The 26,344-nt window shown below is 62.9% G+C and carries 32 protein-coding genes, 1 tRNA gene and 1 riboswitch; of the genes, 20 read left to right on the top strand and 13 right to left on the bottom strand.

The annotated features are described in order from the left end of the window. Positions 1-3 precede the first annotated feature (3 nt). Positions 4-87: riboswitch (cyclic di-GMP riboswitch) on the bottom strand. Positions 88-303: 216 nt separating this feature from the next. Further along, positions 304-1,287: a sulfite exporter TauE/SafE family protein gene (locus G454_RS0106305; RefSeq protein WP_245574338.1), complete on the top strand. Its 984-nt coding sequence runs from the start codon at positions 304-306 to the stop codon at positions 1,285-1,287. A 39-nt stretch (positions 1,288-1,326) separates the two neighbouring features. Then, positions 1,327-1,554, top strand: coding sequence for a heavy-metal-associated domain-containing protein (locus G454_RS0106300; protein WP_027717936.1), 228 nt, complete (start codon positions 1,327-1,329; stop codon positions 1,552-1,554). A 165-nt stretch (positions 1,555-1,719) separates the two neighbouring features. Here G454_RS0106300 and arsB read toward each other — a convergent pair whose 3' ends face one another. The 5 genes from arsB to G454_RS0106275 all read right to left on the bottom strand — a co-directional run bounded on the left by arsB (position 1,720) and on the right by G454_RS0106275 (position 5,636). Further along, complete coding sequence (gene arsB, locus G454_RS0106295; RefSeq protein WP_027717935.1) at positions 1,720-2,790, bottom strand: ACR3 family arsenite efflux transporter; 1,071 nt, start codon at positions 2,788-2,790, stop codon at positions 1,720-1,722. A 217-nt stretch (positions 2,791-3,007) separates the two neighbouring features. After that, complete coding sequence (locus G454_RS22350; RefSeq protein WP_245574337.1) at positions 3,008-3,514, bottom strand: thioredoxin family protein; 507 nt, start codon at positions 3,512-3,514, stop codon at positions 3,008-3,010. 95 nt (positions 3,515-3,609) lie between these two features. Beyond that, positions 3,610-4,653 carry a permease gene (locus tag G454_RS0106285; protein ID WP_027717934.1) on the bottom strand — a complete coding sequence of 348 codons (1,044 nt, stop codon included), beginning with the start codon at positions 4,651-4,653 and terminating at the stop codon, positions 3,610-3,612. 120 nt (positions 4,654-4,773) lie between these two features. Further along, positions 4,774-5,172 carry a putative zinc-binding protein gene (locus G454_RS0106280; RefSeq protein WP_027717933.1) on the bottom strand — a complete coding sequence of 133 codons (399 nt, stop codon included), beginning with the start codon at positions 5,170-5,172 and terminating at the stop codon, positions 4,774-4,776. 32 nt (positions 5,173-5,204) lie between these two features. After that, positions 5,205-5,636, bottom strand: coding sequence for a (Fe-S)-binding protein (locus G454_RS0106275; RefSeq protein WP_027717932.1), 432 nt, complete (start codon positions 5,634-5,636; stop codon positions 5,205-5,207). A 245-nt stretch (positions 5,637-5,881) separates the two neighbouring features. Between G454_RS0106275 and G454_RS0106270 the strand changes: the two genes are divergently transcribed. The 5 genes from G454_RS0106270 to G454_RS0106250 all read left to right on the top strand — a co-directional run bounded on the left by G454_RS0106270 (position 5,882) and on the right by G454_RS0106250 (position 7,892). Continuing rightward, the gene (locus G454_RS0106270; RefSeq protein WP_027717931.1) at positions 5,882-6,091 is read left to right on the top strand and encodes a hypothetical protein; all 210 of its coding nucleotides are present in this window, start codon (positions 5,882-5,884) and stop codon (positions 6,089-6,091) included. Between the two features lie 120 nt (positions 6,092-6,211). After that, positions 6,212-6,418, top strand: coding sequence for a DUF5320 domain-containing protein (locus G454_RS17995; RefSeq protein WP_035107150.1), 207 nt, complete (start codon positions 6,212-6,214; stop codon positions 6,416-6,418). A 144-nt stretch (positions 6,419-6,562) separates the two neighbouring features. Next, positions 6,563-6,949, top strand: a complete 387-nt coding sequence (locus tag G454_RS0106260) for a permease (protein WP_211229988.1) — start codon at positions 6,563-6,565, stop codon at positions 6,947-6,949. Continuing rightward, positions 6,946-7,485, top strand: a complete 540-nt coding sequence (locus G454_RS0106255; RefSeq protein WP_027717929.1) for a permease — start codon at positions 6,946-6,948, stop codon at positions 7,483-7,485. Before G454_RS0106260 ends, G454_RS0106255 begins: the two co-directional genes overlap by 4 nt. Next, positions 7,485-7,892 (top strand): helix-turn-helix transcriptional regulator, encoded by a 408-nt coding sequence (locus tag G454_RS0106250; RefSeq protein WP_245574336.1) that lies wholly within the window; start codon positions 7,485-7,487, stop codon positions 7,890-7,892. Before G454_RS0106255 ends, G454_RS0106250 begins: the two co-directional genes overlap by 1 nt. Positions 7,893-8,039: 147 nt before the next feature. On the opposite strand, the gene G454_RS0106245 is transcribed toward G454_RS0106250, so the two are convergent. Beyond that, positions 8,040-8,555, bottom strand: coding sequence for a type 1 glutamine amidotransferase domain-containing protein (locus G454_RS0106245; protein ID WP_027717927.1), 516 nt, complete (start codon positions 8,553-8,555; stop codon positions 8,040-8,042). 103 nt (positions 8,556-8,658) lie between these two features. On the opposite strand from G454_RS0106245, the gene G454_RS0106240 reads away from it, so the two are divergent. Then, positions 8,659-9,513: an arginase family protein gene (locus G454_RS0106240; protein WP_027717926.1), complete on the top strand. Its 855-nt coding sequence runs from the start codon at positions 8,659-8,661 to the stop codon at positions 9,511-9,513. 16 nt (positions 9,514-9,529) lie between these two features. Here the strand turns inward: G454_RS0106240 and G454_RS0106235 are convergent, their stop codons facing one another. The 3 genes from G454_RS0106235 to hcp all read right to left on the bottom strand — a co-directional run bounded on the left by G454_RS0106235 (position 9,530) and on the right by hcp (position 11,521). Then, positions 9,530-9,916 (bottom strand): type II toxin-antitoxin system VapC family toxin, encoded by a 387-nt coding sequence (locus tag G454_RS0106235; RefSeq protein ID WP_027717925.1) that lies wholly within the window; start codon positions 9,914-9,916, stop codon positions 9,530-9,532. Next, positions 9,913-10,149 carry a type II toxin-antitoxin system Phd/YefM family antitoxin gene (locus tag G454_RS0106230; protein WP_027717924.1) on the bottom strand — a complete coding sequence of 79 codons (237 nt, stop codon included), beginning with the start codon at positions 10,147-10,149 and terminating at the stop codon, positions 9,913-9,915. Before G454_RS0106230 ends, G454_RS0106235 begins: the two co-directional genes overlap by 4 nt. Positions 10,150-10,237: 88 nt before the next feature. Further along, on the bottom strand, positions 10,238-11,521 hold the full coding sequence (gene hcp / locus G454_RS0106225) for a hydroxylamine reductase (RefSeq protein ID WP_027717923.1): 1,284 nt from the start codon (positions 11,519-11,521) through the stop codon (positions 10,238-10,240). Positions 11,522-11,758: 237 nt separating this feature from the next. Here hcp and G454_RS0106220 point away from each other — a divergent pair, with 237 nt between their 5' ends. The 3 genes from G454_RS0106220 (at position 11,759) to gap (ending at position 13,835) form a co-directional block, all read left to right on the top strand. Beyond that, positions 11,759-12,523, top strand: a complete 765-nt coding sequence (locus G454_RS0106220) for an epoxyqueuosine reductase (RefSeq protein WP_027717922.1) — start codon at positions 11,759-11,761, stop codon at positions 12,521-12,523. Positions 12,524-12,600: 77 nt separating this feature from the next. Further along, positions 12,601-12,697, top strand: a tRNA-OTHER gene (locus tag G454_RS21380). A 130-nt stretch (positions 12,698-12,827) separates the two neighbouring features. Beyond that, a complete protein-coding gene (gap, locus tag G454_RS0106215; RefSeq protein WP_027717921.1) occupies positions 12,828-13,835 on the top strand; it encodes a type I glyceraldehyde-3-phosphate dehydrogenase in 1,008 nt (335 codons plus the stop codon). On the opposite strand, the gene ytaF is transcribed toward gap, so the two are convergent. The 3 genes from ytaF to arsC all read right to left on the bottom strand — a co-directional run bounded on the left by ytaF (position 13,832) and on the right by arsC (position 15,792). Next, complete coding sequence (gene ytaF, locus G454_RS0106210; protein WP_027717920.1) at positions 13,832-14,461, bottom strand: sporulation membrane protein YtaF; 630 nt, start codon at positions 14,459-14,461, stop codon at positions 13,832-13,834. The genes gap and ytaF overlap by 4 nt on opposite strands. Before the next feature lie 93 nt (positions 14,462-14,554). Further along, positions 14,555-15,196: a DUF1614 domain-containing protein gene (locus G454_RS0106205; RefSeq protein WP_027717919.1), complete on the bottom strand. Its 642-nt coding sequence runs from the start codon at positions 15,194-15,196 to the stop codon at positions 14,555-14,557. Positions 15,197-15,366: 170 nt separating this feature from the next. Next, positions 15,367-15,792: an arsenate reductase (thioredoxin) gene (gene arsC / locus G454_RS0106200; protein WP_027717918.1), complete on the bottom strand. Its 426-nt coding sequence runs from the start codon at positions 15,790-15,792 to the stop codon at positions 15,367-15,369. Positions 15,793-15,980: 188 nt separating this feature from the next. Between arsC and G454_RS20320 the strand changes: the two genes are divergently transcribed. From G454_RS20320 to G454_RS0106155, 9 genes are all read left to right on the top strand, one after another. Continuing rightward, entirely contained in the window at positions 15,981-16,664 is a 684-nt protein-coding gene (locus tag G454_RS20320; protein ID WP_169719319.1) for a FadR/GntR family transcriptional regulator, read from the top strand. 12 nt (positions 16,665-16,676) lie between these two features. Continuing rightward, positions 16,677-18,329 (top strand): long-chain-fatty-acid--CoA ligase, encoded by a 1,653-nt coding sequence (locus G454_RS0106190; protein WP_245574335.1) that lies wholly within the window; start codon positions 16,677-16,679, stop codon positions 18,327-18,329. Beyond that, positions 18,326-19,447 carry a 2-hydroxyacyl-CoA dehydratase subunit D gene (locus G454_RS17985; RefSeq protein WP_035107146.1) on the top strand — a complete coding sequence of 374 codons (1,122 nt, stop codon included), beginning with the start codon at positions 18,326-18,328 and terminating at the stop codon, positions 19,445-19,447. The genes G454_RS0106190 and G454_RS17985 overlap by 4 nt, the downstream gene beginning before the upstream one ends. Further along, complete coding sequence (locus tag G454_RS0106180) at positions 19,444-20,664, top strand: 2-hydroxyacyl-CoA dehydratase subunit D (protein WP_035107144.1); 1,221 nt, start codon at positions 19,444-19,446, stop codon at positions 20,662-20,664. The genes G454_RS17985 and G454_RS0106180 overlap by 4 nt, the downstream gene beginning before the upstream one ends. 17 nt (positions 20,665-20,681) lie before the next feature. Next, on the top strand, positions 20,682-21,470 hold the full coding sequence (locus tag G454_RS0106175) for an acyl-CoA dehydratase activase (RefSeq protein WP_156896684.1): 789 nt from the start codon (positions 20,682-20,684) through the stop codon (positions 21,468-21,470). Positions 21,471-21,630: 160 nt separating this feature from the next. Further along, a complete protein-coding gene (locus G454_RS0106170; RefSeq protein ID WP_027717914.1) occupies positions 21,631-21,894 on the top strand; it encodes a MoaD/ThiS family protein in 264 nt (87 codons plus the stop codon). 38 nt (positions 21,895-21,932) lie between these two features. Further along, on the top strand, positions 21,933-23,207 hold the full coding sequence (locus G454_RS17980; RefSeq protein ID WP_051275966.1) for an iron-containing alcohol dehydrogenase: 1,275 nt from the start codon (positions 21,933-21,935) through the stop codon (positions 23,205-23,207). Between the two features lie 13 nt (positions 23,208-23,220). Beyond that, positions 23,221-25,029 carry an aldehyde ferredoxin oxidoreductase family protein gene (locus G454_RS0106160; RefSeq protein WP_027717913.1) on the top strand — a complete coding sequence of 603 codons (1,809 nt, stop codon included), beginning with the start codon at positions 23,221-23,223 and terminating at the stop codon, positions 25,027-25,029. A 62-nt stretch (positions 25,030-25,091) separates the two neighbouring features. After that, positions 25,092-25,412, top strand: a complete 321-nt coding sequence (locus tag G454_RS0106155) for an SCP2 sterol-binding domain-containing protein (protein ID WP_027717912.1) — start codon at positions 25,092-25,094, stop codon at positions 25,410-25,412. Positions 25,413-25,512: 100 nt separating this feature from the next. Here G454_RS0106155 and sfsA read toward each other — a convergent pair whose 3' ends face one another. Continuing rightward, entirely contained in the window at positions 25,513-26,256 is a 744-nt protein-coding gene (sfsA, locus tag G454_RS0106150; RefSeq protein WP_211229986.1) for a DNA/RNA nuclease SfsA, read from the bottom strand. Positions 26,257-26,344 lie beyond the last annotated feature (88 nt).

Genomic DNA, 26,344 nt, shown 5'->3' with positions numbered 1-26,344 from the left:
GGCTTTTAATTGGGCCGGTTACGCCACCCGCTCCCTGCAGGCCAGGCGTCCAGTTGCAGCCTGCAGTTCATTGCCTCCCAACTTTCGACAAAAAGACAGAAGAACCATCTTGAACCAGGTGTGGTATGTAGTGCCAACTATATAATACCATACGCTTGTCCATAAGTAATCACCCGAAAGTATGATTCAAAATTCGCTCTTATCTGCCAGCTTTCTCGCTGGGCCCCGAGCTATTGCTTTTTGAGGCGTTTGGCGTTAAGGTTATATTAGTATTGTGAAATCCAGAACTAGGAGGGACCGGCCTTGCATCTGCCTGCGGTGCACTTTCCCGTCTCCGGCGTGGAGGTTTTCCCCCTTCTCCCGCCGCTGGTGGCTTTCATGGTTTCTTCGGTGACGGCTTCGGCAGGGGTTTCCGGGGCCTTCCTGCTTTTGCCCTTCATGGTGAGCGTTCTGGGCTTTACCTCGCCTGCAGTCAGCCCCACCAACCTCATCTACAACATCGTGGCCATTCCCGGGGGCCTGGCCCGCTACATCCGGGAGGGGCGCATGGCCTGGCCGCTGACCTGGGTGGTCATCCTGGGCACCCTGCCGGGGGTCTTTGTGGGCGCCTGGATCCGCATCAGGTATCTTCCCGACCCCCGGGCCTTTAAGTTCTTTGTGGGGCTGGTGCTGCTTTACCTGGGGGCGAGGCTCCTGTACGAAACCACGGGGCGCTACCTGGCGTCGCGGGAGCAGTCGAAGGCCCTGGAGAGGAAGTTCCGCGAACGGATGGAGAAAATAAAAAAAGAGTCCAGCTCGCGCCTGGCGGCGGGCCTGCCGCCGGAGGCGGTGGTGAAAACCCGCTCCGTAGGCCTGCACAGGATAGAGTACGAGTTCTGGGGCGAAACCTTTGCTTTTAGCACGCCGCTCATCTTTTTCCTTGCCCTGGCCGTGGGCCTCATCGGCGGCATCTACGGCATCGGCGGCGGGGCCATCATTGCCCCCTTTGTGGTTTCCGTACTGGGCCTGCCGGTGTACACCGTGGCCGGGGCGGCCCTGGCCGGCACCTTCCTCACCTCCATTGCCGGGGTGGTCTACTTCCACCTCCTGGCGCTGACTCCCGCCGCCGCCCAGGCCCGGGTGACCCCCGACTGGCTCCTGGGGAGCCTTTTCGGCGTGGGCGGGCTGGTGGGCACCTATTTTGGGGCCTACCTGCAGAAGTACCTGCCCGAGCGCCTCATCCGGGGCATCCTGGGGGCCTTGGTGACCTTTATTTCCGTGAGCTACATCGTGCAGTTTTTCCGCTAGCGCCGTGTGGAAAAAGATTTTAGCGGGTGGTGAATTTCCTTGGCCAGCGAGCACCTCATTTTGCGCATCGAGGGCCTCCAGAGCGAGCGGGAGAAGGCCGAGATCAAGAGGTTCCTGGAGGCCGTGGAAGGGGTCACCTGGACCTGCGTGGACGGCGAGGCCGGCACGGTGGTCGTGCTCTACGACCCGGAGGTGACCTCCCAGGACAACGTGCTGGGCGCCCTGGTGGAGGCGGGTTACGAGGTGAGGCGCTTTTTCACCGTTTGAAGTGGCAAGCCGTGGAAAAAATGCCACCTGCCTTACAGACTTTGTTTTAGGGCACGCAGGTAGACCCCCGGCAGTGGCAAGAAATCAAGATTTTTTCCGCCGGTTGCAAAAAGAGGCCCTGGCCTGCCTGAAAGAAGGCGGGCCTTAGGGCCTCTTTCTTTCCCCTTACCTTTGCACCTCCGGCCAGGCGTAGCGGCGCTTGAAGTACAGGGCCACGTTGACCAGGCTGATGAGCACCGGCACCTCCACCAGGGGCCCGATGACGGTGGCAAAGGCTTGGGCCGAGTGGATGCCGAAGACGGCCACGGCCACGGCAATGGCCAGCTCGAAGTCGTTGCTGGCGGCGGTGAAGGCAATGGTGGTGGTACGGGGGTAGTCGGCGCCCAGCCACTTGCCAATGAAGAACGTGGCCAGCCACATGATGACGAAGTAGAGGGTTAGGGGAATGATCACCCGCACCACGTCTAAGGGCAGGGTGAGGATCATGTTGCCCTTTAAGGAGAACATGACGAAGATGGTGAAGAGCAGGGCAATGAGGGTCAGGCGGCCGATGCGCGGCACGAAATGCCGCTCGTACCAGTCGCGCCCGCGGGACCTGACCAGCGGCGTGCGCGTGAGCAGGGCGCCGATGAAGGGCACGCCCAGGTAGAGGAAGACGCTTTTGGCAATGTCGGCCATGGAGACGTTGACCACCACGCTGGAGAGGCCCAGCCAGGCGGGGACGACGGTGAGGAAAATATAGGCGTACAGGGAGTAGGTGAGGACCTGGAAGATGGCGTTGAAGGCCACCAGGCCGGCGCAGTATTCCGGGCTGCCCTCGGCCAGGTCGTTCCACACCAGTACCATGGCAATGCAGCGGGCCAGCCCCACCAGAATGACTCCGGTCATGAGGTCCGGCTTATCGGGCAGGAGCAAAACGGCCAGCACGAACATGACGATGGGACCCACAATCCAGTTCTGGATCAGGGAGAGGGCCAGCATTTTTTTATCCGCAAAGACGGTGGGCAGCTCTTCGTAGCGCACCTTGGCCAGGGGCGGGTACATCATGAGGATGAGGCCGATGGCAATGGGGATGTTGGTGGTGCCCACCTGAAAGAGTCCCCAGAAGTCGGCGATGCCCGGGAAAACGTAGCCCGCCAGGAGGCCGGCGGCCATGGTGAGGAAAATCCATAAAGTCAGGTACCTGTCCAGCACGGAAAGCCGGTGCGTTACCGGTAAAGCGCGCGCGTTGCCCATGGCTTACCTCCTCTAAAAGTCCTTTTATTTTCGGGCGGCGTGTGTCCTGCCCGGGGCCCTCCGCCTGCCGACCGCTTGCCGGGTGCCTTGACCGGTGCTTCGCAGGACGCTCCCGGCACACGCCGCCTGGCGACCGTCGCTTGCACGGGGTTGTGGCGGTGGCACTTTTTTCTGCCCCGCCCCTGCAAGCCCGCACAGGGGCGGGGCCGCCGGGATCTCAGTGGTGGTCACCCGTTTCCAGGGCTTCGGGGGAGGGCGCCGCCTTTAGTTCCTCCTCAATCCACTTTTTGACTTCCTCCTTTTTGGGCACCCTCCCGGCCACCTTCACCTTGCCGTTAATGACCACCCCGGGGGTCATCATCACGCCGTGGCTGACGATCTGGCCGGGGTCCTCCACCTTTTCTAAGGTGGCCGCCACGTTCAGCTCGGCCAGGGCCTCCTTGACCGTCTCCGCGGTGGCCTGGCACTTCTTGCAGCCGGGCCCGAGGACTTTGATGATCACTTTTCTCCCTCCTTTCGCTTTTTCTTTGCCGCCTGCCTGCGGGCGGCTTTCTTTAAATTTTTGCAGGAGCGCGGCGGCATACTCCTTTTCCGCCGCCTTTGGCACGTAGTTCCTGGCCTTAAAGCGGGAAAGCAACTCTTCCGCCAGCCTCTCCTCCGGCAGGGGGCCCAGGGCGGCCACCTGGTCGAGGACCTCCGCAAGCCCGATTGCCCCTACTTCCATGTTGCCCACCCTGAGCCGCTCGACGTGGGGAGAGCGGGGGTCGCAGCAGTTGCCCAGAATGCCTCACCTGCCTTTTAAAGGGAGTTTGTGCGGGCCTAGCCGGCGAGATAGCCGAAGAGGAGCCCCACCAGCGTGGAGAGCGCCACCACCAGCCCCACGTAAACCAGGGTCTTGACCACCCCCATGACGCGGGCAATGACGATCATGTTGGGCAGGCTTAAAGAGGGCCCGGCCAGCAGGAGCGCCAGGGCCGGCCCCTTGCCCATGCCCATGTCCAAAAGGGCCTTGACGATGGGCACCTCGGTGAGGGTGGAGAAGTACATGAGGGCCCCCACCACCGACGCCAGGAGGTTGGCCCGCAGGGAGTTGCCCCCCACGGCCCACTTCACCCAGTCCGGCGGGAGGACGGCCTTGAGCATCCCGGCCACAAAGACGCCGGCCAGGAGCACCGGAAAGATGGTCTTGAAGAAGCGCCAGGTCTCCGCCAGCCAGGCCTGGATCTCGTGACGGTCGTACCAGTGCAAAAGCACGATGAAGAGGAAGTTTAAAAAGCCCATGAGGATGGCCAGCTTGTTCCAGAAGGGCATGGACCAGGTACCGAAGATGAGGATGCCCACCAGGGCCCCAAAAAAGGCCAGGAGCTGGCCGAGGGGCTTGGCGCTATCCCCGCTAAACATGGCCTCGTCGGCCTCTTTGGCCCGTTCTTCCTTGAAAAAAATGAGGGCCATGAGGAGGCCGATGACCACGGAAAAGGAGATGGCCCCCAGGGCGCGGGCCAGGCCCAGGTCCCAGCCCATCTTGCGGGCGGTGAGCACGACGGCCAGGATGTTGATGGCCGGGCCGGAGTAAAGGAAGGCCACTGCCGGCCCGAGGCCCGCCCCCTTTTTGTGGATGCCGGCAAAAAGGGGCAGGATGGTACAGGAGCAGACGGCCAAAATGGCCCCGGAAACCGAGGCCACGCCGTAGGCCAGGGGTTTGGGGGCCCGGGGACCGAAGTATTTCAGCACCGCCCCCGTGGAAACCAGGGCGGCAATGCCCCCGGCAATGAAGAAGGCGGGGACGAGGCAGGTTAAGACGTGCGCAGAGAGGTAATCGAGCAGCTCTAAAAAGCCGCTCTTGATGACGTTTAAAAAGATCATCGCCCCAAAAACCTCCAGAAGCTAAGCTATTTTTATTGTGCTATATTGTCATTTACTAATGTAAAAGCCGGCATATACCACTACGTTCCGGAGTCACCGCCGGGATAATTATAGCACGCGCTATGTGGAGGTTAAAGCCTCTTTTACCCGGCGGCAGACGAGGGCAATATCCTCGGGTTTCAGGTCAAAGGTGTGGGTCTTCTTGATGCCCATTTCCGTGACCATGAAGTAGTGGTGGATAGGCACGCCGGCCCCTTCCAGGGTGGCCCTGGCGCAGGCCGCCGGGCAGCCGTCAATGGCCACCACCGCGTCCGCCCCTTTGGCTGTGTTGATGAACCCCTCCAGCCGTCCGCCGATGCCGGCCAGGCAGTACATTTTCCCCACCCCTTCCCTGGTCAGCTCGATGGCCGCCTGGTTGGTCAGCTGGCCCACGTTGGAGGCGCCGGAGCAGGGAAAGAGAAGGATGACCTTTTCGCCGCCACCCTCGCAGGTGCAGGTGCAGGTGTTGATTCCGGCCATAGCAATATCCTACCTCCCTGGAGAAAAGTTTTTCATGACAGCAGGCCCGCCTCTTTGAGGAGGCGGGCAAGCTCCTCCCTGTTTGGGGCGCGTTCGGGTTCGCCAAGCGGCGCGCAGTCCTCGAGGAGGAACTCCTGCTGCAAAAGCCCCGTGGCAAAGGCCATGCAACTCTTTACCCCGCAGGTGCCGCAGTTGGTGCGGGGCAGGAGCTTGTAGACCTCCAGCACCTTGAGTTCCCTTCCGCGGCGGTAGCTGGGCGTAATTTCCTGCCGCCTGGTCCAGGTTTCCGCCAGCAGCTTTTGCACGAACTCCACCATTTTGCGGGCCTCCTCTTCGTCCGCCAGGCCGCCGATGGTGAAGTGGCGCGGGTGAAGGGTGAACGTTTTGCCGCCCTGCGTGAATCTGAGGAAGGGTCCCTCGGGGTGGAAAAAGCAGCTTCCCAGCTCGGCGTTTAAGTAGGACATCACCTCGCCAAGATCTACGGTCCACTTCCACGATGGCGTTGACCGTTGAACGGGTGTGGCACTGGGGCCGCACGAGCTTGAGGGTGTAACTTTCGAACAACACCTTCACCCCCCTTCATTTTTTCCCTGCCGGCTGAAAGGCCTGTATCACTAGTTAATAATATTCTAATATAGTATTGAGGTTGTGTCCATACCCGGCGAAAAAATAATTTGGCTCATTCCCGTACAAACAAGGGAGGATTTTGATGCTTCCGCTGCGCCTCTGTGGTTCTTGCGGCCTGGCCGGTAGGAGGGCGGAGGGGATTTATTGTGCGGCCAGGAAAAGGTTGCTGAGCAAGGAAACGGAAGCGAGGGAGTGCTTTTACTTCATGCCGCCGGTGGTGGAAGACGGAAGGCCCCTTTCTCCGGAAGAGCACCTCTTGCTAAAAGAGGACGAGCTCTGGCGGAAAAAGTGAAGGCTCTTTTAAGGGCCGCAGTTTGCGGCTGCGTGGGTAATGGCAAGAGTATTGACAAAAAGCCCCGTAGTGGAGAAAATATCTATAGGTGCATTATACACATATAAGGAGGTAATCCATATGTGCAGGTACGCCTGGATGCACGCCCACGCCTACCATCACGGCTACGGCCACTGCTGCTGCCACGGCGGCGGGATGCGACGGGCGCCGTCCCGCAAGGAAGAGCTTTCCCGCCTGGAGGGCTACCTCAAGGAGCTGCAGGAGGAAATGAGGGCCGTAGAGGAAAGAATAAAAGAGCTGAAAAACCGGGATGGACAGGGCGCGTAAGAAAGGGGGACTCGCTCCCCCGCTTTTTACATAGTAGGGAGGTTTTTAAGGATGGTATTTAACGCTGTTCTTTATGCCCTGGCTTTAGCCCTACTTGTATTCTCGTACCTGAAAGATAAGAGGAAAACGAAAAAGGCTCTCACCGTGGCCTGGAAGTCCTTCAGCAACCTCCTCCCTACCATGCTGGGGATCATCGGCCTCCTCGGCCTTATGCTGGCGGCGGTGCCGCGGGAAGCTATTAGCGGCCTTTTCGGCCGCGACAACCCTGGAGGCATTTTCCTCATCTCCCTGGTGGGGGCGGTGACCCTCATGCCCGCCTTTATTGCCTTCCCCCTGGCCGGCTCGCTCCTGGCAGCCGGCGCCGGGGTGACGGCGGTGGCCTGCTTTATGACCACCCTTTTAATGGTGGGGGTCCTTACGGCCCCCGCAGAGGCCGCTTATTTTGGTCGCCGGTTTACCTTCTGGCGCAACGCCCTGGGCTTTGCCTTTGCCCTGGCCATCGGCTACCTCATGGGGGTGATCCTGCCGTGAGGGCGTACCGGGCCCTCCTAAAAAAGTACGCCCTCTTTGGGGTGGTGGTAGCGGCGGACCTCCTCTTACGCCGGCACAGTCCGCAGGTAAGCGCGCTGGCCGTAAAGAACTCCCTCTCTTACCTGGCGGAGATGCTCTTGTTTTTGCCGCCCATTATGGTGCTGGTGGGCCTGCTGGACGCATGGGTGCCCCGGGAGGTGGTGGAGAAAAACGTGGGGCCGCGCTCCGGGGCGCGCGGCGTGGCCATCTCCATCCTGGCGGCTACGGCGGCTGCCGGCCCCCTTTACGCCGGCTTTCCGGTGGCCGACGCCCTCTTAAAGAAAGGCTGCCGCCTGGCCAACGCGGTGATCTTCCTGGGAGCCTGGGCGACAATTAAAATTCCCATGCTGCTGATGGAAGTGAAATTCGTGGGGTGGGCCTTTGCCCTCTGGCGCCTGGCGCTGACCCTGCCAGCCATCATCATTACCGGCTACCTAGTGGAAAGGATCTTGCAAGCGGGCAGCTGGGAAGGGATTTGCTTTTGCCGCAGAGAATAATGGGGAAGGGTGATGCTGCTGTGTGCCAGAGCCACGGTCACGGCCACCGCCACGGGAGCTGCCGGTGCGCCGCCACGTCCATAGAGCGCTTCATGCAGCCGTGCCTCCTGCTGCTCCTGCGCCGGCGGCCCGCCCACGGCTACGAGCTCATGCGCTCCCTGGAGGAGTTCGGCTTTGGCGGCGAGGACCTCGACCCGGGCACCGTCTACCGCAACCTGCGCCGCCTGGAGGAAGAGGGCCTGGTTTCCTCCCGCTGGGACACCAGCGGCGGGGGCCCGGCGCGGCGCCTCTACCACCTCACTCCCGAGGGGGAGGAGATGCTGGCGGCCTGGGCGGAGGTCATCTTGCACCAGAAGAGCCGGCTGGAGCTTTTCCTGGAAAAGTACCGGGAAGGAAGATTGGAGTAAAGAGGAGGCAAAGGGGGGCGGGAGAGGAAAAATCTACCGCCTTGCGGCCACCGCGGGCGCAGCCCCCGAAATGCCTCCGGGCCGGTTGGGCGTGTTGCCCTTGCCCGGCCCGGGTCGGATGAGGAGTAAGCCGCCGGTGCCCCGGACTTAGCCCTCCAGCTTCTTTAAAATTTCCCGGCAGAAGGCGGGCAGGTCGGCGGGTAGGCGGGAGGTGATCAGGTTGTCGTCCACCACCACTTCCTGGTCCAGGTATGCGGCGCCGGCGTTGAGGAGGTCGTCCTTGATCATCGGGCATGCGGTGGCCTTGCGCCCTTTAAGCACGCCGGCGGAAACCAGCACCCACCCGGCGTGGCAGATGGCGGCCACCACCTTGCCGGCGGCCAGCGCCTCGCGCACGATGCGCAGCATGTCCTGGTTAATGCGCATCTTATCGGGCGCAAAGCCGCCGGGGATGATCACCGCCGCCAGCTCGGCAGTTTTCACCTGGTCGGCGGTGACGTCGGGCTTTACGGGCATGCCCAGCTTGCTGTGGAAAACTTCCTGCCTGCCCGTGCCCACGACCACCACCTCATAGCCTGCCTCCTGCATACGGTAGTACGGGTACCAGAACTCGTGCTCGTTGTAGAGCTCCTCCACAAAAATGGCCACCTTGCCTTTGGACAACGGACTCCCCTCCTCTGGCATTTTTCACCAAGAATATACCGCACGGCGCCGTTTAAAGGCAAGGGCCGGGGATAAAAATTTGCTGCGGGGCGGTGAGGGAGCGGTGAAAAAGGTCGGCCTTTTTTACCACCCCAGCTTCAGCCGGCGCAGCTACCTCACGGTGGGGAGGCGCCTGGCGGACTTTCCGGCGGCGCTGGAAACCTTTTTGGGCAGGGAGGACGTCGTTTTTTACGAGTGCCCGCCGGTTGAAGAGGAACTCGTGCTCCAGGTGCACACGCCGGAGCTGGTGCGGGCCGTGCGCCAGAACCCCTACTGCGCGACGGCCTGGCACTCAGCGGGGGGCGTGGTGCAGGCGGTGGAGGAAGTGGCCAGGGGGGAAATCCTGCGCGCATTTGCCTTTATCGGCGCGGGAGGGCACCACGCGGGGAAGGACTACTTCTGGGGCTACTGCTGCTTTAACGACGTGGTGCTGGCGGTGGTCAACTGCCGGCAGAGGACCGGCGTGAGGCGCTTTGCCGTGGTGGACACCGACGCCCATCACGGCGACGGCACGCGGGAGCTCTGCGCCGGCGATCCCGACATCCTGCACGTCTGCTTTTGCGACGGGGACTACGTCTCGGCGGACGGTACCAAGGTGGATGTGGACGCCACCCGGCGCCCGCCGAAGGGGGTGAGCCGGGACGACCACTACCTGGCGCTGGTGGAGAGGGAGGCCCTGCCGCGCGTGCGGGATTTCAAGCCGCAAATACTCATCTGGTACTTCGGCTACGACGCATGTAAGGGCGACTACGGCAGCCTGGGCCTTACCCCAGACCTCTTCCCCCGTCTGGCGGGAGTCATGCGCCGGGCGGCAGACGAACACGCCGGCGGCAGGCTGGCGGTGGTGCTGGGGGGCGGGTCGCGCACGGACCTGGCCACCTACATCATTCCCCGGGTCATCGCCGAGCTTTTAAAGTAGCCCGGGGGCGGCACCTTCACCAGATAACCTCCACCGCGTAGCGGGCTATAAAGGGATCCGAGGTGATTATAGGCATGTTTTCCAGCTGGCTCTGGGCGACCAGCAGGCGGTCAAAGGGATCACGGTGGTAATCTGGCAAAGTGTATACGTGCAAGGCATGTTCCATGCGCAAGGGCAAGCACTCTATGGCGTTTAAGACCAGCTGTTCGGCAATAAAGTGACCGGGGTGGGCGGGCAACTGAATCTTGCCCAGCCGCGCCTTAATGGCTATTTCCCAACCGCTGGCAGCACTTAAGAAAATTTGATTGCCGGCATCGGCTATGGCCTCCCGCGCCCTTGGGGAAAGCCTGGGATCGTCGGTAATCCACCAGAGAAAGACGTGCGTGTCTAAGAGTGCCCTCATCTCTCAAACTCCTGCAGGATGGTTTCCGGCAGGGGTGCTTCAAAGTCCGGAGCCATGACTATCTTCCCCTTGGCGCTCCCGGGGTGCCGCAGGGCAGGGGGCTGCTGAAAGGGAACCAGCCGCGCTACGGGTTTGCCGGCCTTGGCAATGATAACTTCCTCCCCGCTTAAAACGCGCGCCAGCAGCTGGGAAAAGCGGGTTTTGGCTTCATGAATGTTGACCTGAACGGGCATAAAGCTCGCCTCCCCGGTAAATTTAAGTCAATTTTGGTAGGGTAAAATAAAGGGGCCCGCCGCGCAAAAGCGGCGGGCCTTGCCGGTGTTAGCCGAGGATCTCCTTGAGGTCCTCGTCCGGGGTAGTGATGGGCTTGATGTTGTAGTTCTCCTGGAGCACTTTTAGCACGTTGGGCGTGAGGAAGGCCGGCAGGCTGGGGCCGATGCGGATGTTCTTTACGCCCAGGTGCAGGAGGGTGAGCAAGATGGCCACGGCCTTTTGCTCGAACCAGGACAGCACCAGGGAGAGCGGCAGGTCGTTCACGCCGCAGTTGAAGGCCTTGGCCAGGGCCAGGGCCACCTGGATGGCCGAGTAGGCGTTGTTGCACTGCCCCATGTCGATGAGGCGCGGGATGCCCTCGATCTCGCCCAGGTCCAGGTAGTTGAACTTGTACTTGCCGCAGCCCAGGGTGAGGACCACGCAGTCCGCGGGCACCTTTTGCACGAACTCGGTGTAGTAGTTGCGGGCCTTCTTCACCCCGTCGCAGCCGCCTACCAGGAAGAAGTGGCGGATCTTGCCGGCCTTGACCAGGTCGATGATCTTGTCGGCAACGGCCAGGACGGCATTGTGGTGGAAGCCGGTGAGGAGCGTGCCGCCCTCCTTTTCCGGCAGCGGCGGGAGCTGCCTGGCCTTTTCAATGACTGGCGTGAAGTCCCGTTCTTTGATGTGCGTCACCCCGGGCAGCCCGGCAATGCCGCAGGTGAACATGCGCTCGCGGTAGGACTCCTTGGGGATGAGCACGCAGTTGGTGGTGCCCAGGATGGCCCCGGGGAACTCCTCAAACTCGGTCTTCTGGTTCTGCCAGGCGCTGCCGTAATGGCCGGCCAGGTGGGGGAACTTCTTCAGCTCCGGGTAGGCGTGGGCCGGGAGCATCTCACCGTGGGTGTAGACGTTGATGCCCGTGCCCTCCGTTTGCTTTAATAGCTCGTAGAGGTCCAGCAGGTCGTGACCGGTTACGAGGATAGCCGGGCCGGCCTTGGTGCCGGTGGAGACGCGGGTGGGCTCCGGAGAGCCGAAGCGCGCCACGTGGGCCTTGTCCAGGAGTTCCATGACCCTCAAGTTTGCCTCGCCGCACCTGAGCACCAGGTCGATGAAGCGGTTGAGGTCAAAGTCCACGTTGGTCAGGGTGGCAAAGAGGGCTTCACTCATGAAGGCGTCCACCTGCTCGTCGCGGTAGCCCAGCTCGCGGGCATGGTAGGCGTAGGCGGCCACGCCCTTTAAGCCGATGATGAGGGTGTCCTGCAGGCTGGCCAGGTCCTCGTTTTTGCCGCACACCCCGACTTTGGTGCAGCCCGTCCCGCCGGCTGTTTGCTCGCACTGGTAACAAAACATGGCTATACCAGCCTCCTTAAAGAAAATTTTTTGGCCGTGTTGCTTTCATTTTAAGGTGGGCTGGCGGCAGGGGCAGTGATTTGGCTCACAGGCAGGGGGAAAACTTGCTCACCGGCCCGGCGGCAGGTGGGGCTGTGGCCCCGGCAGGCGTGCGTGTAAATATTAGTAATTTTCACCAAATTTTGCCCCTGCCCTTCCCGGCAGGGGCAAAATTTTACAAAATTTTTCCTGGAGGTTATGAGCGTGAGCGTGGATTTAAAGGATCTGGTGGCTGACGTCGTCAAACGCGAAGTGCAAAAGCACCGCGGGAAGACCAAATACCGCGAGCCCCTGGTGGGCTTCGCCCCTGCAAACCACCCGGGATTTGGGGAGTTGAAAAGGGCGGTGGGCCCGGAGCACCTTTTGCCCCATGACCTCTTGCCCGGCGCCCGCAGCGTGGTGGCCTTCTTCCTCCCCTTTGCGGCAGAAGTGGTCGAGGCGCACCGGCGCGACCCCTTCGTGAGCCGCCTGTGGGCGGAGGCGTACATTGAAACCAACGAGCTGATCACCCGCGCCTGCCGCGCCCTGGCCGGGGAGCTGGCCGCCCTGGGCATAGAGGCGGCCTGGCAGGAGCCCACCCACAACTTCGACCCCGTTTCGCTGCGCTCTTTCTGGTCCCACAAGCACGTGGCCTACCTCTGCGGCCTCGGTACCTTTGGCCTGCACCACATGCTCATCACGCCCTCCGGCTGCGCGGGCCGCCTGGGCAGCCTGGTGGTGAGCGCGGACCTATCCCCCACGGACCCGCCGGAGCGGGAGTTCTGCCTCTACCGGCGGGAAGGGCGCTGCGGCGCCTGCGTTTCTCTTTGCCCCACCGGCGCGCTCTCGGCGGAAGGGCTGGACAAGCAGAAGTGCTACCGGCACCTCCTGGAGGTTGACGCCTTTTACGCCGACCTGGGCACCTGCGACGTCTGCGGGAAGTGCGCCACCGGCCCCTGCGCCCTAGGGGTTCCCGAGGGCTAACGGCTTTTTATGAGCGGCGCGTCGCACATAAAAAAATTAAATGACATTAATAAAGCTCTTCATTGTATAATAGCGCCGGGGAGAGAGGGGCTGGTGCCCCCCGCGGGCTGCAAACCCGTCGGCCGGCCGGCGTTCCCGGCTGGGGTCCGGTTCGATTCCGACCTCTCCCCTCCAAAAAAGAGAGCCGCACCCTTGCGGGTGCGGCTTTAAAATTGCCCCTCTATGTGAAAGTTTGTACTAGAAAGGTTGCCCGTGGTTGTGGTATTCTTTTTTAGTAGAATTTTGTTGGAAAGGAGTGGTAAACTTGGCGGTAAAGGTGGCCATTAACGGCTTTGGCCGCATCGGGCGCCAGGTGCTGCGCATTGTCCTGGGCCGCCCGGAGGTGGAAGTGGTGGCCGTCAACGACCTCACCGATGCCGCCACCCTGGCCCACCTCTTCAAGTACGACTCGGTGCACGGCACTTTCCCCGGTGAGGTCAGGGCGGAAGGCGACGGCCTGGTGGTGGGCGGCAGGGGGGTGCGCGTGCTGGCGGAGAAGGACCCCGCGAAGCTTCCCTGGAAAGAGCTGGGTGTCGAGGTGGTAGTGGAGTCCACCGGCCACTTCACCGAAAGGGAAAAAGCGGAGGCGCACCTGGAAGCCGGGGCCAGAAAAGTGCTCATCACCGCGCCGGCCAAGGGGCCGGACGTCACCATTGTCATGGGCGTGAACGCGGACAGGTACGACCCGGCAAGCCACCACATCATCTCCTGCGCCTCGTGTACCACCAACTGCCTGGCCCCCGTGGCCAAGGTGCTGCACCGGGAGTTTGGCATTGTGCGCGGCCTGGTGACCACCGTGCACGCCTACACCAACGACCAGCGCATCCTGGACCTGCCCCACAAGGACCTGCGGCGGGCGCGAGCGGCGGCGCTGTCCATTATCCCCACCACTACCGGGGCCGCGCGGGCCGTAGGGGAGGTCCTGCCCGAGCTCAAAGGCAAGCTCAACGGCATGGCCATGCGGGTGCCCGTGCCCAACGTCTCCGTGGTGGACCTGGTGGCCGAGCTGGCCCGCCCGGCTACGGCGGGGGAGATTAACGCGGCGCTGCAAAAAGCCGCCCGCGGGGACCTGGCAGGCATCCTGGACTTCTGCGAGGAGCCCCTGGTTTCGCGGGACTTCAACGGCAACCCGCACTCCGCCATTGTGGACGGCCCCTCCACCATGGTCATTGACGGCCTGCTGGCCAAGGTGGTGGCCTGGTACGACAACGAGTGGGGCTACTCCCACCGCGTGGTGGACACGCTCCTGCACGTTGCCCGGCAGGGCCTTTAGCGCAGCTTGAGCAGGCCCAGCATAATTAAGATGAGCCCCGGCAGGGCGGCAAGCCGGTGGCCCTGTGCGGCGGAGCCGCAGTACCGGCCCGCCCGCAGGCCGAGGGTGAAGAGTGCGAACTGCCCCAGGCCCACGGTGAGGGCGCTCGGAACCGGATGAAGGTTGAGGCAGGGTACGGCCAGGCCGCCGGCCAGGGCATCCAGGGCCAGGGCCAGGCCGAGCAGGAGCGCCTCCCCGGCGGAAAGGGTGCCGGACCTGTCCAGGTCCGCGCGGTGGGGCTCGCGGAGGACCTGGACGACCAGCCCCAGGGGACGCACGCGGATCTGTAGGAGGGTACCGTTCTCCGGCAGGTCCCTGCGGTGCGGGCTCCGGAGGCCTGCCAGGAGGCGCAGGCCCATGGCCAGCAGGACCAGCCCGCCCAGGCGCGCGGCCCAGGGCGGTGGCAGGAGGCGGGCCAGCGCCTGACCGGCCAGACAGGAAAGGGCCAGGGCGGTGACGGAGAGCAGGGAGATGATCAGCCGCGAGCCGAGGGGCACGGCAATCTGCCTCAGGCCGTAGGACGCCCCGGCGCCAAAGGCATCGGTGCTCAGGGCCAGGGCGAGGAAAACAACCACCAGCGCTTCCACCAGGCATTTCCCCTCCCGGCATCAGACCGCTAGCTGATCTCCATAGGTATGGAGGGGAGGCGGCGTTGGTGCCTGGTGGTTTTTAGTTTTTCCTCACGCCAGCAGGGCGGCCACCACGCCCACTAAAAAGATGCCGTCAAAAACCCCGGCGCCGCCGATGGAGAGCACGTGGGCGCCCAGCTCCCGCACGCGGTGTAAATTTAAGAGGTCGGCGCCAATGAGCGTTCCCCACACGCCGGCGATGTAGGCCACAGGGGCGGCGTGCTGGCCGGCCAGGAGCAGCGCCGCCGCCGCGGCCACCAGGGGCGGGATGAAGGCGGGTAGGGAAATGCCCACGCCCGGCACGGGGCGGGCCAGGCTCCTGGCTACCACCGTGACGGCGGCAGTGGCCAGGAGGGCGGGCAGCAGGGGAGCGCGCCCCAGGAGGTAGAAGGAAAAGAGCGCGGGGATGACCGCCCCGCCCACGTTGACGGCAATGACCTGCTCCCGCACCCGCGGGGGGTAGTAAAAGAAAAAGGGGAAGGGAAAGGGAAAAGGCCGCTCCTCCAGCATGATGCGCCGCCGCGAAACGGGAATGTTGATGAGCCCGCCCACCAGGGAAAGGCTGAAGAGCAAGACGGCTCCCTGCGGGGAAAGCCCCAGCTTGGTGAAGGAAAAGGCCGTCACCTGAAAGAAGAGGACGAAGAGCAAGAAGGGGAGCAGGAGGATAAGGTAGATTAACCACAGGATGGGCATGAAAGGCACCTGCCTTAGTTTTAAATTATATAAAAGCAATCTTGACCCGGAGCTTATCCCTGTCGACCACTGCCGTAAACCTCCCGCAGGGAGCGGTCGTATTCCCGGCAAAAAGCCAAGTAATCCGGCATAAAGTCGGCGTAGCAAGGCTGGTCCATCCGGGGCACGGCTCACTCCCCCTCCAGCTCGGCAAAGAGCTCTTCCACTCTTTTCCTGATCTCGTCCCGCACCTGCCGGAACTTGTTTAAAATCTCCTCCTCCGTGCCGGTGGCCCTGGCCGGGTCTTCCAGGGGCCAGTGGAGGCGCCTGACCCCCGGCGGGGTGACGGGGCAGGTGTCCCGGGCGTCGCCGCAGAGGGTAACCACCACGTCGGCGGTGTTTAGTGTTTCCGGATCGATGGCCTTGGAGGTGTGGCCGGAGATGTCCACGCCCGCTTCGGCCATCACCTGCATGGCCCGGGGGTTTACCCCCGCGGGGCTGGTGCCCGCGCTGTGCACCTCCCACCTCTCCCCGGCCAGCGCGCGGGCAAAGCCCTCGGCCATCTGGCTGCGGCAGGAGTTGCCGGTGCAGAGAAAGAGGATCTTCTTTTTCCGCATATGACCTTCCTCCCCGCTCTTTGTGGTACCATTCTACCATAAAAAATGCTGCCCCCGCCTTGCCGGGAAGATTTAAATTATTGCGAGTTGCATAATTTTTCTTGACAAGGGTGGTTTTTTTTGTTAACCTTTGGTTGAACCACTCGGCCACTCAACCGCTGCAGGAGGTGGGGGTCATTTTAAAGCCTTTGAGGAAGCACAGCCTCTATGAAGGTGTGGCCGGGCAGATCTTGCGCCTCATCAGGGAAGGGCATTTCCGCCCGGGAGACCAGCTGCCCGGCGAGCGGGAGCTGGCCGAGATGCTCGGCGTGAACCGGGGCACGGTCCGCGAGGCCCTCCGCGTGCTGGAGTTCATGCGGGTGCTGAAAAAACGCGCCGGGGAAGGGGTTTTTGTCGCCGACCCCGTGCCCAACCTGGGGGCGGAGGCCCTGGTTTTTCACTTCCTGGTGGAGGACGGCCTGGACGAGGCTTCCCTGCGCAGCGCCTTTGAGGCGGTCACCTGCATTGAGGCCAGCATGGCCCGCCTGGCCGCGCTGCGGGCCGGGGAGGAAGATCTGGCCGCGCTGGAAAGCTTGATTTCGCGCATGGAGGAAGGCGCCGGGGAGGGCAGGGGCTTTACCGCCCTCGACGAAAAGTTCCACCTGGCCGTGGGCAGGGCCAGCAGGAGCGAGGTGCTTTACTCCATCGACATCACCATGTGGGTGATCATGCGGCGCTATGCCGAGCTGCTGCACCGCGAGCCCGCCTGCCGGCAGTGGTGCCTGGAAGGACACCGGCGCATTGCGGCGGCCATTTCCGCGCGCGACGGCGACCTGGCCGCCCGCGAGATGGAAAACCACCTCAAGGGGGCCTACAGGATGCTTTTTGCATAAGGAGGGTTGGTTGTGAACTCCTTGCCCTGGTTGGCCAGCTACGACCCCGGGGTTCCCCCCCACCTGGAGTACCCGGAAAAACCCCTGGCCGCACTGGTGGAAGAGGCGGCGGCAAAGGACCCGGGGCGCGCGGCCCTAATCTTCTTCGGGCGGCGCGTTACTCACGGTCAGCTGCTGTCCTGGTCGGATACCTTTGCCCGCTCCTTAAAAGAGCTGGGCGTTGCGCGCGGCGACCGCGTGGCCCTGATCCTGCCCAACTGCCCGCAGTTTGCGGTGGCCTACTACGGCATTTTGCGCCTGGGGGCCGCAGCCGTGCCCGTGAACCCCTTGAGCACCGAACGGGAGCTGGAGTTCATCTTTGGCGACGCGCAAGTTAAGGCGGCGGTGGTGCTGGACCTCTTTTACTCCCGCGCCGCGGCAGCCTGCGAGAGGCTGGCCCGGCAGGGCGCCGGCGCACCCCGGCTCATCGGCACCTCGCTGGCCGATTTCTTGCCCCTTCACCTGGCCCTCCTCTACCGCCTGCGGCAAAAGGTACCTGCTAAGCCCGGCCTCTCTTTCAAGCAATTAATTGACGGCCCCGGGTTTGGCCCTCCCGCTCCCGTGGACGTGCGCCGCGAGCCGGCGGTCATCCTCTACACCGCCGGGACCACCGGCAGGCCCAAGGGCGTCATGCTCTCCAATTTTGCCCTGGTGGCCAACGCCATGCACTGCATTGCCTGGGTGCACGTGCAGCCTGAGGACCGCTTTTTGACCGTGTTGCCCATTTTTCACGGCTTCGGTATGAGCGTGGGCTTAAACGCCATCATGATTGCCGGCGGGACCACGGTTCTCCTCCCCCGCTACCGCCCGGAGGACGTGCTGCGCGCCATTGCCCGCTACCGCGTCACCCTTTTTGCCGGCGTCCCCACCATGTACATCGGCCTCATCAACCACCCCCGCCTGGCGCGCTACGACCTCTCCTCCCTGCGGGGCTGCTTTGTGGGGGCGGCGCCCTTGCCGCCGGAGGTAAAGCGCCGCTTTGAGAAGCTCACCGGCAGCCGCCTGATGGAGGGCTACGGTCTTACCGAAGCAGTTACCGCCAAGTGCTGCAACCCTTACCGCGGTACCAATAAGGAAGGGAGCATCGGCATTCCCTTCCCCGACACGATCATGAAAATTGTGGACGTGGAGACGGGGGAGAGGGAGCTGCCGCCCGGCGAGGCCGGCGAACTGGTGATCAAAAGCCCCGACATCATGCTGGGCTACCTCAACCTGCCCGAGGAAACCTCCCGGGTGATCCGCGGGGGCTGGCTGTACACGGGGGACATTGCGCGCATGGACGAGGACGGTTATTTTTACCTCGTGGAGCGCAAGAAGGACCTCATCATCACCGGCGGCTTCAACGTCTACCCGCGGGAGGTGGAGGACGTGCTCTACGAGCACCCGGCGGTCAAGGAGGCCTGCGTGGTGGGGGTGCCGGACGAATACCGGGGCGAGGTGGTCAAGGCTTTTGTAGTGCTCCGGGAGGGGCAGGCGGCCACTGCCGAGGAGATCATCGCCCACTGCCGACGGCACCTGGTGCCCTACAAGGTGCCCAGGGAAGTGGAGTTCCGCTCCGAACTCCCCAAGAGCGCCATCGGCAAGGTGCTGCGGAGGGAGCTGAGGGAGGAGGCGAAAAAGCAGTGAGCTACGGCACGGGGTCCGGGGAACTGCACGAAATCCTGGAGGTCGCGTCGTCGGCGCCGGCGGCGTGGGCGGCGCGCTACCCCGGCAGGCGCTTCTTGGGCTTTTTCTGCAGCTGTTGGCCGGAGGAGCTGGTTTCGGCCCTCGGCGGCGAGCCCCTGCGGGTGCTCCCGCCCGCCAGGCCGGGATCGCCGGCCAGGCTGCCCGCCTACTGCTGCACCGTGGCCCGGGGCTGCCTGGAGCTGGGAGAGAAAGGCACCCTCGGCTTTCTTGCCGGCGCCGGCTTTGCCCACGCCTGCGACACCATGCAGTGCCTGGGAGACATCTGGCGCTACGCCGCGGGGATGCCGGTCTTTTACCTGGTGCCGCCCGTGGCGCCCCTGGCCTGCGGGGCCGAGGAGTATTATACGGAGGAGCTTTCCGCCCTCTACGCGCGGCTGGCCGGCGCGTGGGGTGAGGAGCCCCGGGAGGACGCGCTGCGGGAGGCCGTCAAACTGCATAACCGCGTGCGCGCCCTGGTAGGCCGGCTGGAAGAGCTGAGGGCAGGGCTGCCTTCCCCGCTGGTGGCCGCCGTGCTGCGGGCGGGCCAGGTCATGCCGCGCCGGGAGTTCCTCCGGCTCCTGGAGGAGGCGCTGCCGGGGCTGGCGGCGCGGGCTTCACGCCCTGCCGGGCGCCGGCTCCTGGCCGTGAGCGGGGCGGTACTGGAAACGGACGACTTTTACCGCCTCGTGGAAGAGCTGGGGGGGCGCGTGGTGGCCGACGACACCTGCACGGGCTACCGCCACTACGCCGCCCCTGTAGAGGAGAGCCTGCCGCCGCTGGTGGCCCTGGCCAGGAGGCTCGCCTCCCGGCCCCCGTGCCCCTGCCGGCACCTGGGCCTAGAGGCCCGCGCCCGCTACCTCCTGCAGCTGGTGAGGAGTAAGGGTGCGCACGGGTTGGTCCTGATCCTGCGCAAATACTGCGAGCCCCACGCCTGGGACGCGGTGCACGTCGCCGGTGCCTTGCGGGGCGCGGGGGTGCCCGTACTGGTGCTGGAGACGGAGGGACCGGTAGTTGGCGAGCAGGAGCGCACCCGCCTGCAGGCCTTTTTAGAGCAACTTTCGGGGGGATCTGGGCCTTGAGCGACAAGCAGCATACTTTGCACAGCGCCCGCCGGCTGGGGCGCCTCATGTCGCGCTACTACCTCTCTTCCCGCTACCACTCCCTGTGGGGGCCTCTCCTGCGCCGGCCTCTGGCCTGGGTGACCAGCGGCGCCCCGGTGGAAATCCTGCGGGTATTCGGCATTCACCCCTTTTACCCGGAGAACTACGGGGCTCTCTGCGGGGCGCGGCGGGCTTCCCTTGCCCTCTGCCAGGCGGCGGAGGCACGGGGCTACTCCCAGGACCTCTGCTCCTACGCCCGCTGCCACCTGGGGTCTCTCTTCTCCCCGGAGCACGCGCCCTTAAAAAAATTGCCGCCGCCGGACCTTCTGGTGGCCTGCAACAACATCTGCGGCACCGTGCTCAAGTGGTACGAGGAGCTGGCGCGGCGCCTGCGCGTTCCCCTTTTGTTTATCGACACGCCCTTTATTGCCGGGGAGCTGGAGGACCGGGCGGTGGCCTACGTCCAGGAGCAGCTTCGGGCCATGGTGGAGGAGTTGTCCCGCCTGACGGGGAGGCGCTGGGACGCCGCGCGGGCGAGGCGCATCATGGGCCTCAGCAACGAAGCCGTGTTGCTCTGGCGGGAGATCAGGTACATGGGCCGCCACCGCCCCTCGCCCCTCAACGCGCCAGACCTCTTCATCCACATGGCCCCCATTGTGGTCCTCCGCGGCACCCCCCAGGCCGTGCACTACTACCGCCTCCTGCTCTCAGAGGTGCGGGAGAGGGTTAAAAAAGGCATAGCCGCCGTGCCGGGTGAAAGGGTGCGGCTGCTGTGGGACAACATTGCCATCTGGTACAGGCTCAACCGCTTTTTCCGCTTCTTTGCTGAAAGGGGAGCCTGCTTTGTTACCGACACCTACACCGGGGGCTGGGATACCGAGATGGCCGTGAGGGAGGACCCGCTGGAGAGCCTGGCCGAAGCCTACGCGGGGATTTTTTTAAACAGGAGCCTTCAGTTCCGGGTGCGGCAGATGGTAGAGTTAATAAGGGACTTTGCCGTGGACGGCTTTGTCATGCACTCCAACCGCTCGTGCAAGCCTTACTCCCTGGTACAGGAGGAAATCCGCCGCCAGGTGGTGGAGCAGACCGGGATACCGGGCCTGGTCGTCGAGGCGGACCAGACCGACCCGCGGGCTTTTGCCGAGGAAACCGTTCTTAACCGCGCGCAGGCTTTCCTGGAGGCTCTGGCACTTTAGGAGGGGGCTTGAACACTTTGAAAAAAAAGTTCTTTTGTGGCGTGGACATCGGTTCCCTGACCACCAAGGTGGTCCTGCTGGACGCAAAAGGAGAGATGGTCTCCCGGGCGTGGGCCCGCTCGGGCTACGCCGGAAAGGAAGTGGCTCACCGCCTGCTTTCCGGGATGCTGGAAAAGGTGGGGGCGCGGCAGGAGGAGGTGACCGTGGTGGCCACCGGGTACGGGCGCGTGACCTACCCCGCCGACCGCGAGTTTTCGGAAATCTCCTGCCAGGCCCGCGCCATTGCCCGCCTTTTTCCTGCCGCCCGCACGGTCATCGACATCGGCGGCCAGGACAGCAAGGTGATCAGGATTTCCCCCCAGGGCAGGGTGCTGGACTTTGCCATGAACGACAAGTGCGCCGCCGGCACGGGACGCTTCCTGGAGGTGATGGCCCAGGCCCTGGAGGTGCCGGTGGAGGAGCTGGGGCATCTTGCGGAAAAGAGCAGCCGCCCCCTGTGCATATCCTCCACCTGCACGGTTTTTGCCGAGTCGGAGGTCGTCTCCTGCATTGCCCGGGGGGAGCCCAAGGAGGACATCGTGGCCGGGATCTGCGCGGCGGTGGCGGCGCGGGTGCTTGCGCTGGCCGAGAGGGTGGGGCTGGAGCCCGAGGTGGTCTTCACCGGCGGCGTGGCCCGCAACAAAGGGGTGGTGAAGGCCATGAGGGAGAGGTACGCCCGCGCCCTGGCCATTCCTCCCGAGCCGGAGATTACCGCCGCCCTGGGGGCCGCCCTCCTGGCCATGGATTTGGGTACTGAGAGAAAGTGATTTCGCCGGTTCCTTTTCGGGTAGGCGTAACGCCACCGCGGCTTTTCCCCTCAATGGGCTTTTGGGGAGCGCCGCCCTAATTGAGTACAGCGCAGTGTGCGGTAGGAAAGCCGCGGGCCGGCCCCAACCGGAAATGCTCAGCGAAACAGGGGTTGGAATCTTGCAGCGCGTGTGGGTGAAAGTGCTCTTCTGGGAGGTAGAAGAAGAACTCCGGGGCGGGACCTGGCTGACCGTGCCTGCGGGAGCCACGCTGGCCGATCTCTTTCATGTGATGGTGGGTCGGTATCCCCGGTTTGCCGCCGCGGTAGAGGGAAATCCACGGCTGGTGCTGGCAATGGTTGACGGCGTGGTGCGGCCTGACCTCCGGTATAAACTGGCGCCTGACGTCCGGGTGGTTTTCTACCCCGCCCTCGCCGGAGGCTAGCAAAGAAAAGCCTCAAATGCCAGGAGGAGGTGGTTCCCGTGATTCCCGGTCGCGAAAGATGGTGGACCGACGAGCCCAGGGTGCGGATGCTGTTTTCCGTCGCCGGTAGCTCGGCCATAAGAGGTCTTTCCAGTTACTTCTTCGCTCCCAAGTTACTCCTGGGTAACGACGGGCTAAAAATGCTGGCCGTCGCGGTGCCTTCCTTATCCCGGAAAAAACAGGTCTTTCTGGTCACTGATAAAACCGTGCGGCACCTGGCGGAAAAGGTGAAGAGAGCACTTGTTGGTGGCGGTTGCCGGGTGGAAATCTGGGATGAAGTGATTCCCGAGCCCCCCATTTTCAATGTTCTGGCCGGGGCGCAAGCTGCAGCCAGGGTAGAGGCCGACCTGGTGGTTGCGGTAGGGGGTGGCTCGGTCATCGATGCCGCCAAAGCAATCTGCCTGAGTTACGCGCGCCCCGATCTTGACCTTCGGCAGGTGAAACCGGTCGATCCCGATACTCTCCTTACCACCCCCCTAGGCATAAAAACAAAGGTCCTCCTTGTAGCCGTGCCCACCACTGCTGGCACTGGCTCCGAAACCACGGCCACGGCGATGCTCACCGATGGAAAGCAAAAGATGATCTTGAACCATCCCGAATTGGTGCCCGACCTGGCCCTTTTGGACCCCGCTTTCACCGTGGGCTTGCCGCCTAAACTCACCGCCTACACCGGTTTGGACGCCCTGGCCCACGCCACAGGCAGCGTGTTGTCCCACTGGTCAAACGACTATACCTTGCCCTTAGGCTACCAGGCCATCAAGCTCGTGCTGAAATACCTCCCCCGTGCAGTGGCCAACGGTCGGGACTACGAGGCCCGCATGAAAATGGCCGTGGCCGCCAATATGGCGGGAATGTCCTTCGGCAACGCCGCCCCCGGTTTTGAACATGCCATGGGTCACGCCTTCGGCAAGCTTTTTAACGTCCACCACGGCTGCGCGGTGGGTCTTTTTACCCCATACATGATCCAATTCGTAGCGAAGTACTCTGAAAGATACCTGGACCTGGCCCGGGAACTCGGAGTTGGCGGGGCGAGCCCGGTTGAGGTACTGACCAATCTCGTTAATCTGTACGTATCCTTCATCCGCTCTGTCGGAGGTCCTACCACCATCGCCGAGCTGGGCATTACCCGCGCCCAACTGGAGGAAAAGTTCGAAGAGCTACTGGACCTGACCATGAATGACGGTTGCACTTTGATGAGCATCCGACCCCTTACGCGGGAAGATTACAGAAAGCTCTATCTCTGCGCCTTTACGGGCGAGAAAGTGGATTTCTAGAGGGGTGAAGGATATGTATGGGTACGCAGGCAAGATAGGTTATGTAAACTTATCCACCGGCTCAGTGGAAACCAGGCAGACGGACGAGCAATTGGTCAGGCAGTTTATAGGTGGCAGTGCCCTGGCCTGCCGCCTGGTTTACGATCTCATCACGCCCCAGACGGACCCTCTGGGGCCGGAGAACCCGCTGGTTTTCATGACCGGCCCGCTGGTGGGTACCAGTGCACCTTCCAGCTCTCGATATGCCGTGTGCGCCCGCTCGCCTCTAACCGGGATCTGGGGGGAGGCAACTTCGGGTGGTTCCTTCGGCCCCAAGATGAAAATGGCCGGCTATGACGGCCTGGTGATCACCGGAAAAGCGGAACGCCCCACGTATATACTGGTGGAGGAAGGGGAAATAAAGCTTGCCGACGCTACCCGTCTTTGGGGCAAAGATACCTACGAAACCCAAGCTCTAATCAAGGAGGTAGTGGGTGACTGCAGCGTAGCCTGCATCGGTCCGGCCGGGGAAAACCAGGTCCTCTTTGCGGCGGTAATGAACGACCACGGTCGAGCCGCCGGCCGGTGCGGCTTGGGGGCGGTAATGGGGAGCAAAAACTTAAAAGCGGTTGCCGTAAAGGGAAGAAAAAAGTTTCCTCTTGCAGACCCCAAAACCTTTAACGCCACAACCAAATTCATCTTGGAGGAACTCAAGAAGGCTACGGCTCTCTTTACCCAGTACGGCACGCTGGGATACGTGGACCTGGGGATGTATTTCGGCGATGTACCGGCGAAATACTTTACCGCCAACGTTTTCCCGGTGGAAAAAGTCACCGGCCAAAGATTACGGGAGGAATTTCAGGTTACCTTCCAACCCTGCTGGGGATGCGCCATCGCCTGCGGGCGGAAGACGAGGCTTACCGGGAAGTACAACCTAACCGTTGACGGCCCGGAATACGAAACCGCCGTTGCCTTAGGGCCGCTGTGTGGGTGCTTTGACTTGGCCACTATTGCCTATGCTGGTCACCTCTGCAACTCATACGGGCTGGATACCATTTCCGCCGGCGTAACAATTGCTTTTGCCATGTACCTGCTGGACAACAAAGCGGTAGATCCTGAAAAGCTCGGTTTCACGATCTCCTGGGGCGATGGTGAGGGAATCCTGCGCCTGCTGGAGCAGATGGCGAAAAAAGAGGGACCCGGCGCGCTTCTGGGGCTGGGAGTCAAACGAATGGCGGCGGAGTTGGGGGTGGATTCGGAGCTGGCCGCGCACGTGAAGGGCCTGGAGGTACCCATGCACGATCCCCGAGCCTTTGCCGGCATGGCCTTGGTCTACGCCACGGGGCCACGCGGTGCCTGCCACCAGCGGGCCGACTTCTATTCACTCGATCTGGGGGTGGTAAGACAGGAGTGTCTGGGCTTAAAACCCGGGGAAGACCGATTTTCCATCAAAGGGCGTGTTAAGGATGTGGTTATCCTGCAAAACGTCCGGGAAGTGGATAACGCCCTTTTGAGATGTACCTTCGCCTCCCTTCCTCTGGATGTGACGGCTGGCCTCCTGAGCCTGGCCACCGGTACATCCTGGACCATGGAGGAATTGCTTACCGTGGGGGAAAGGAGCGCAACCCTCAAAAGGATGCTCAACTGCAAGCTCGGCGTTACGAGGTCTGACGACCGGCTCCCACGAATTTTAAAACAACCTTACCGGGAAGGCTCGAATGCCGGCGTCGTGCCGGAAGAAACAGAACACCTGGATGAATATTACACCCTGCGGGGATGGGACCGGGAAACGGGCCGGCCCGGGCAGGAAAAGCTAAAGTATCTGGGGCTCGATATTATTTAAAGCTTCTTCTGGCCAGCAGGACAACAATTAGCCCTTAAGTATCTTAAGGAGGGAAAAAGAGGATGGCCGCTTTAAAAGAGGTTATGGAAAAGCTAAGGGAGAAAATTGCCAGCCCCCCCAGCATGCAGGGGGTAACGGCCACCTACCAGTTCGTGCTGGAGGGGGAAGGCGGGGGCAATTACCTCTGCAGGTTTGTGGAGGGACAGGGTAGCATCGAGGAGGGAACGGCGGAAAACCCCAACGTTACCATCACCATGCAGGCGGGCGATTTCATCGACCTCGTTTCGGGCAGGCTTAGCGCCACCATGGCCTTTATGACGGGGAAGCTCAAAATAAGCGGTGATTTTGGCCTGGCCCTGAAGCTGCAGGGCCTGCTGGGGTAGCCTCTGGGGACGGGATGCGGCCCCCGGCGGGAGCCTACACTTTCCCGCCGGGGGCGTTTTCTTGGCCATCGTGTCCGGCTCCCCGGCTTTCCCTTCCCGCTTAAGGCGGGTTTTTTTTCCCCAGGATGACCGGGATCTCGCCTGAGAGCGCCACTTCCTTTAGCGTTATCCGGCAGCGGTAGGCTCGCACCTCTACCCCGGCGAAAGCCGCTGCTTTTAAGGCGCGGGCAAAGGCGGGGTCTTCTACCGCGTGGGGGGCAAAGGCCCGGGCGTCTTCCCGCTGCACCACAAAGAGTACGGCGGCCCGGTACCCCCGGGAGGCGGCGCGGGCCAGGCCGGCAAGGTGCCTTGCGCCCCGGGCGGTGGGGGCATCGGGGAAAAGGGCCAGCCCCTCTCTCACCAGGGTCACCGACTTTACCTCCACCAGGCAGCGGCCCGGGGGGCCTTCCAGGCAGAAGTCAAAGCGTTCTGCCGCAAAGCGGCACTCGGGCCGCACCGCGGTGTAGGCGGAGAAAGGCTCCAGTACCCGCGCTTCCAGGGCTGTCTTGATGAGCCGGTTGGGGAGGCCGGCGTCCACCGAGACGAGGAGCCCTCCCTGCTCTGCCAGCACCAGGCGCCAGGCGGTTTTGCCACCCCTGGCCTCCCGGCGGCTCAGGTAGACCCGCGTGCCGGGCACCAGCAGGCCGGCCATGCGCCCGGAGCTGGGCACGTGGGCCAGGTCCCTTTGGCCGTCCACTTCCACCACCGCGGTGAAGCGGTTCGGGCGGGAAAGAAAGAGGGCTTCTTTTAGGCCGGGCGGCAGGGGGTACTTTGCCAGGGCGCTCACCCCACAATATACTAACACAGCTTAACAGTTAAGCAAACGAAGAATTTACCGCCCGGGTATTGTTTTCTTCCGGTGGGCGGAGTTAATATGGATTTATCCCCGAAAA

The sequence above is a fragment of the Desulfovirgula thermocuniculi DSM 16036 genome (genome assembly GCF_000429345.1).
Lineage (GTDB): Bacteria > Bacillota > Desulfotomaculia > Desulfotomaculales > Desulfovirgulaceae > Desulfovirgula > Desulfovirgula thermocuniculi.
Note: the sequence above shows the minus strand (reverse complement) of the source record. Positions and strands in the feature narration are given on the sequence as shown.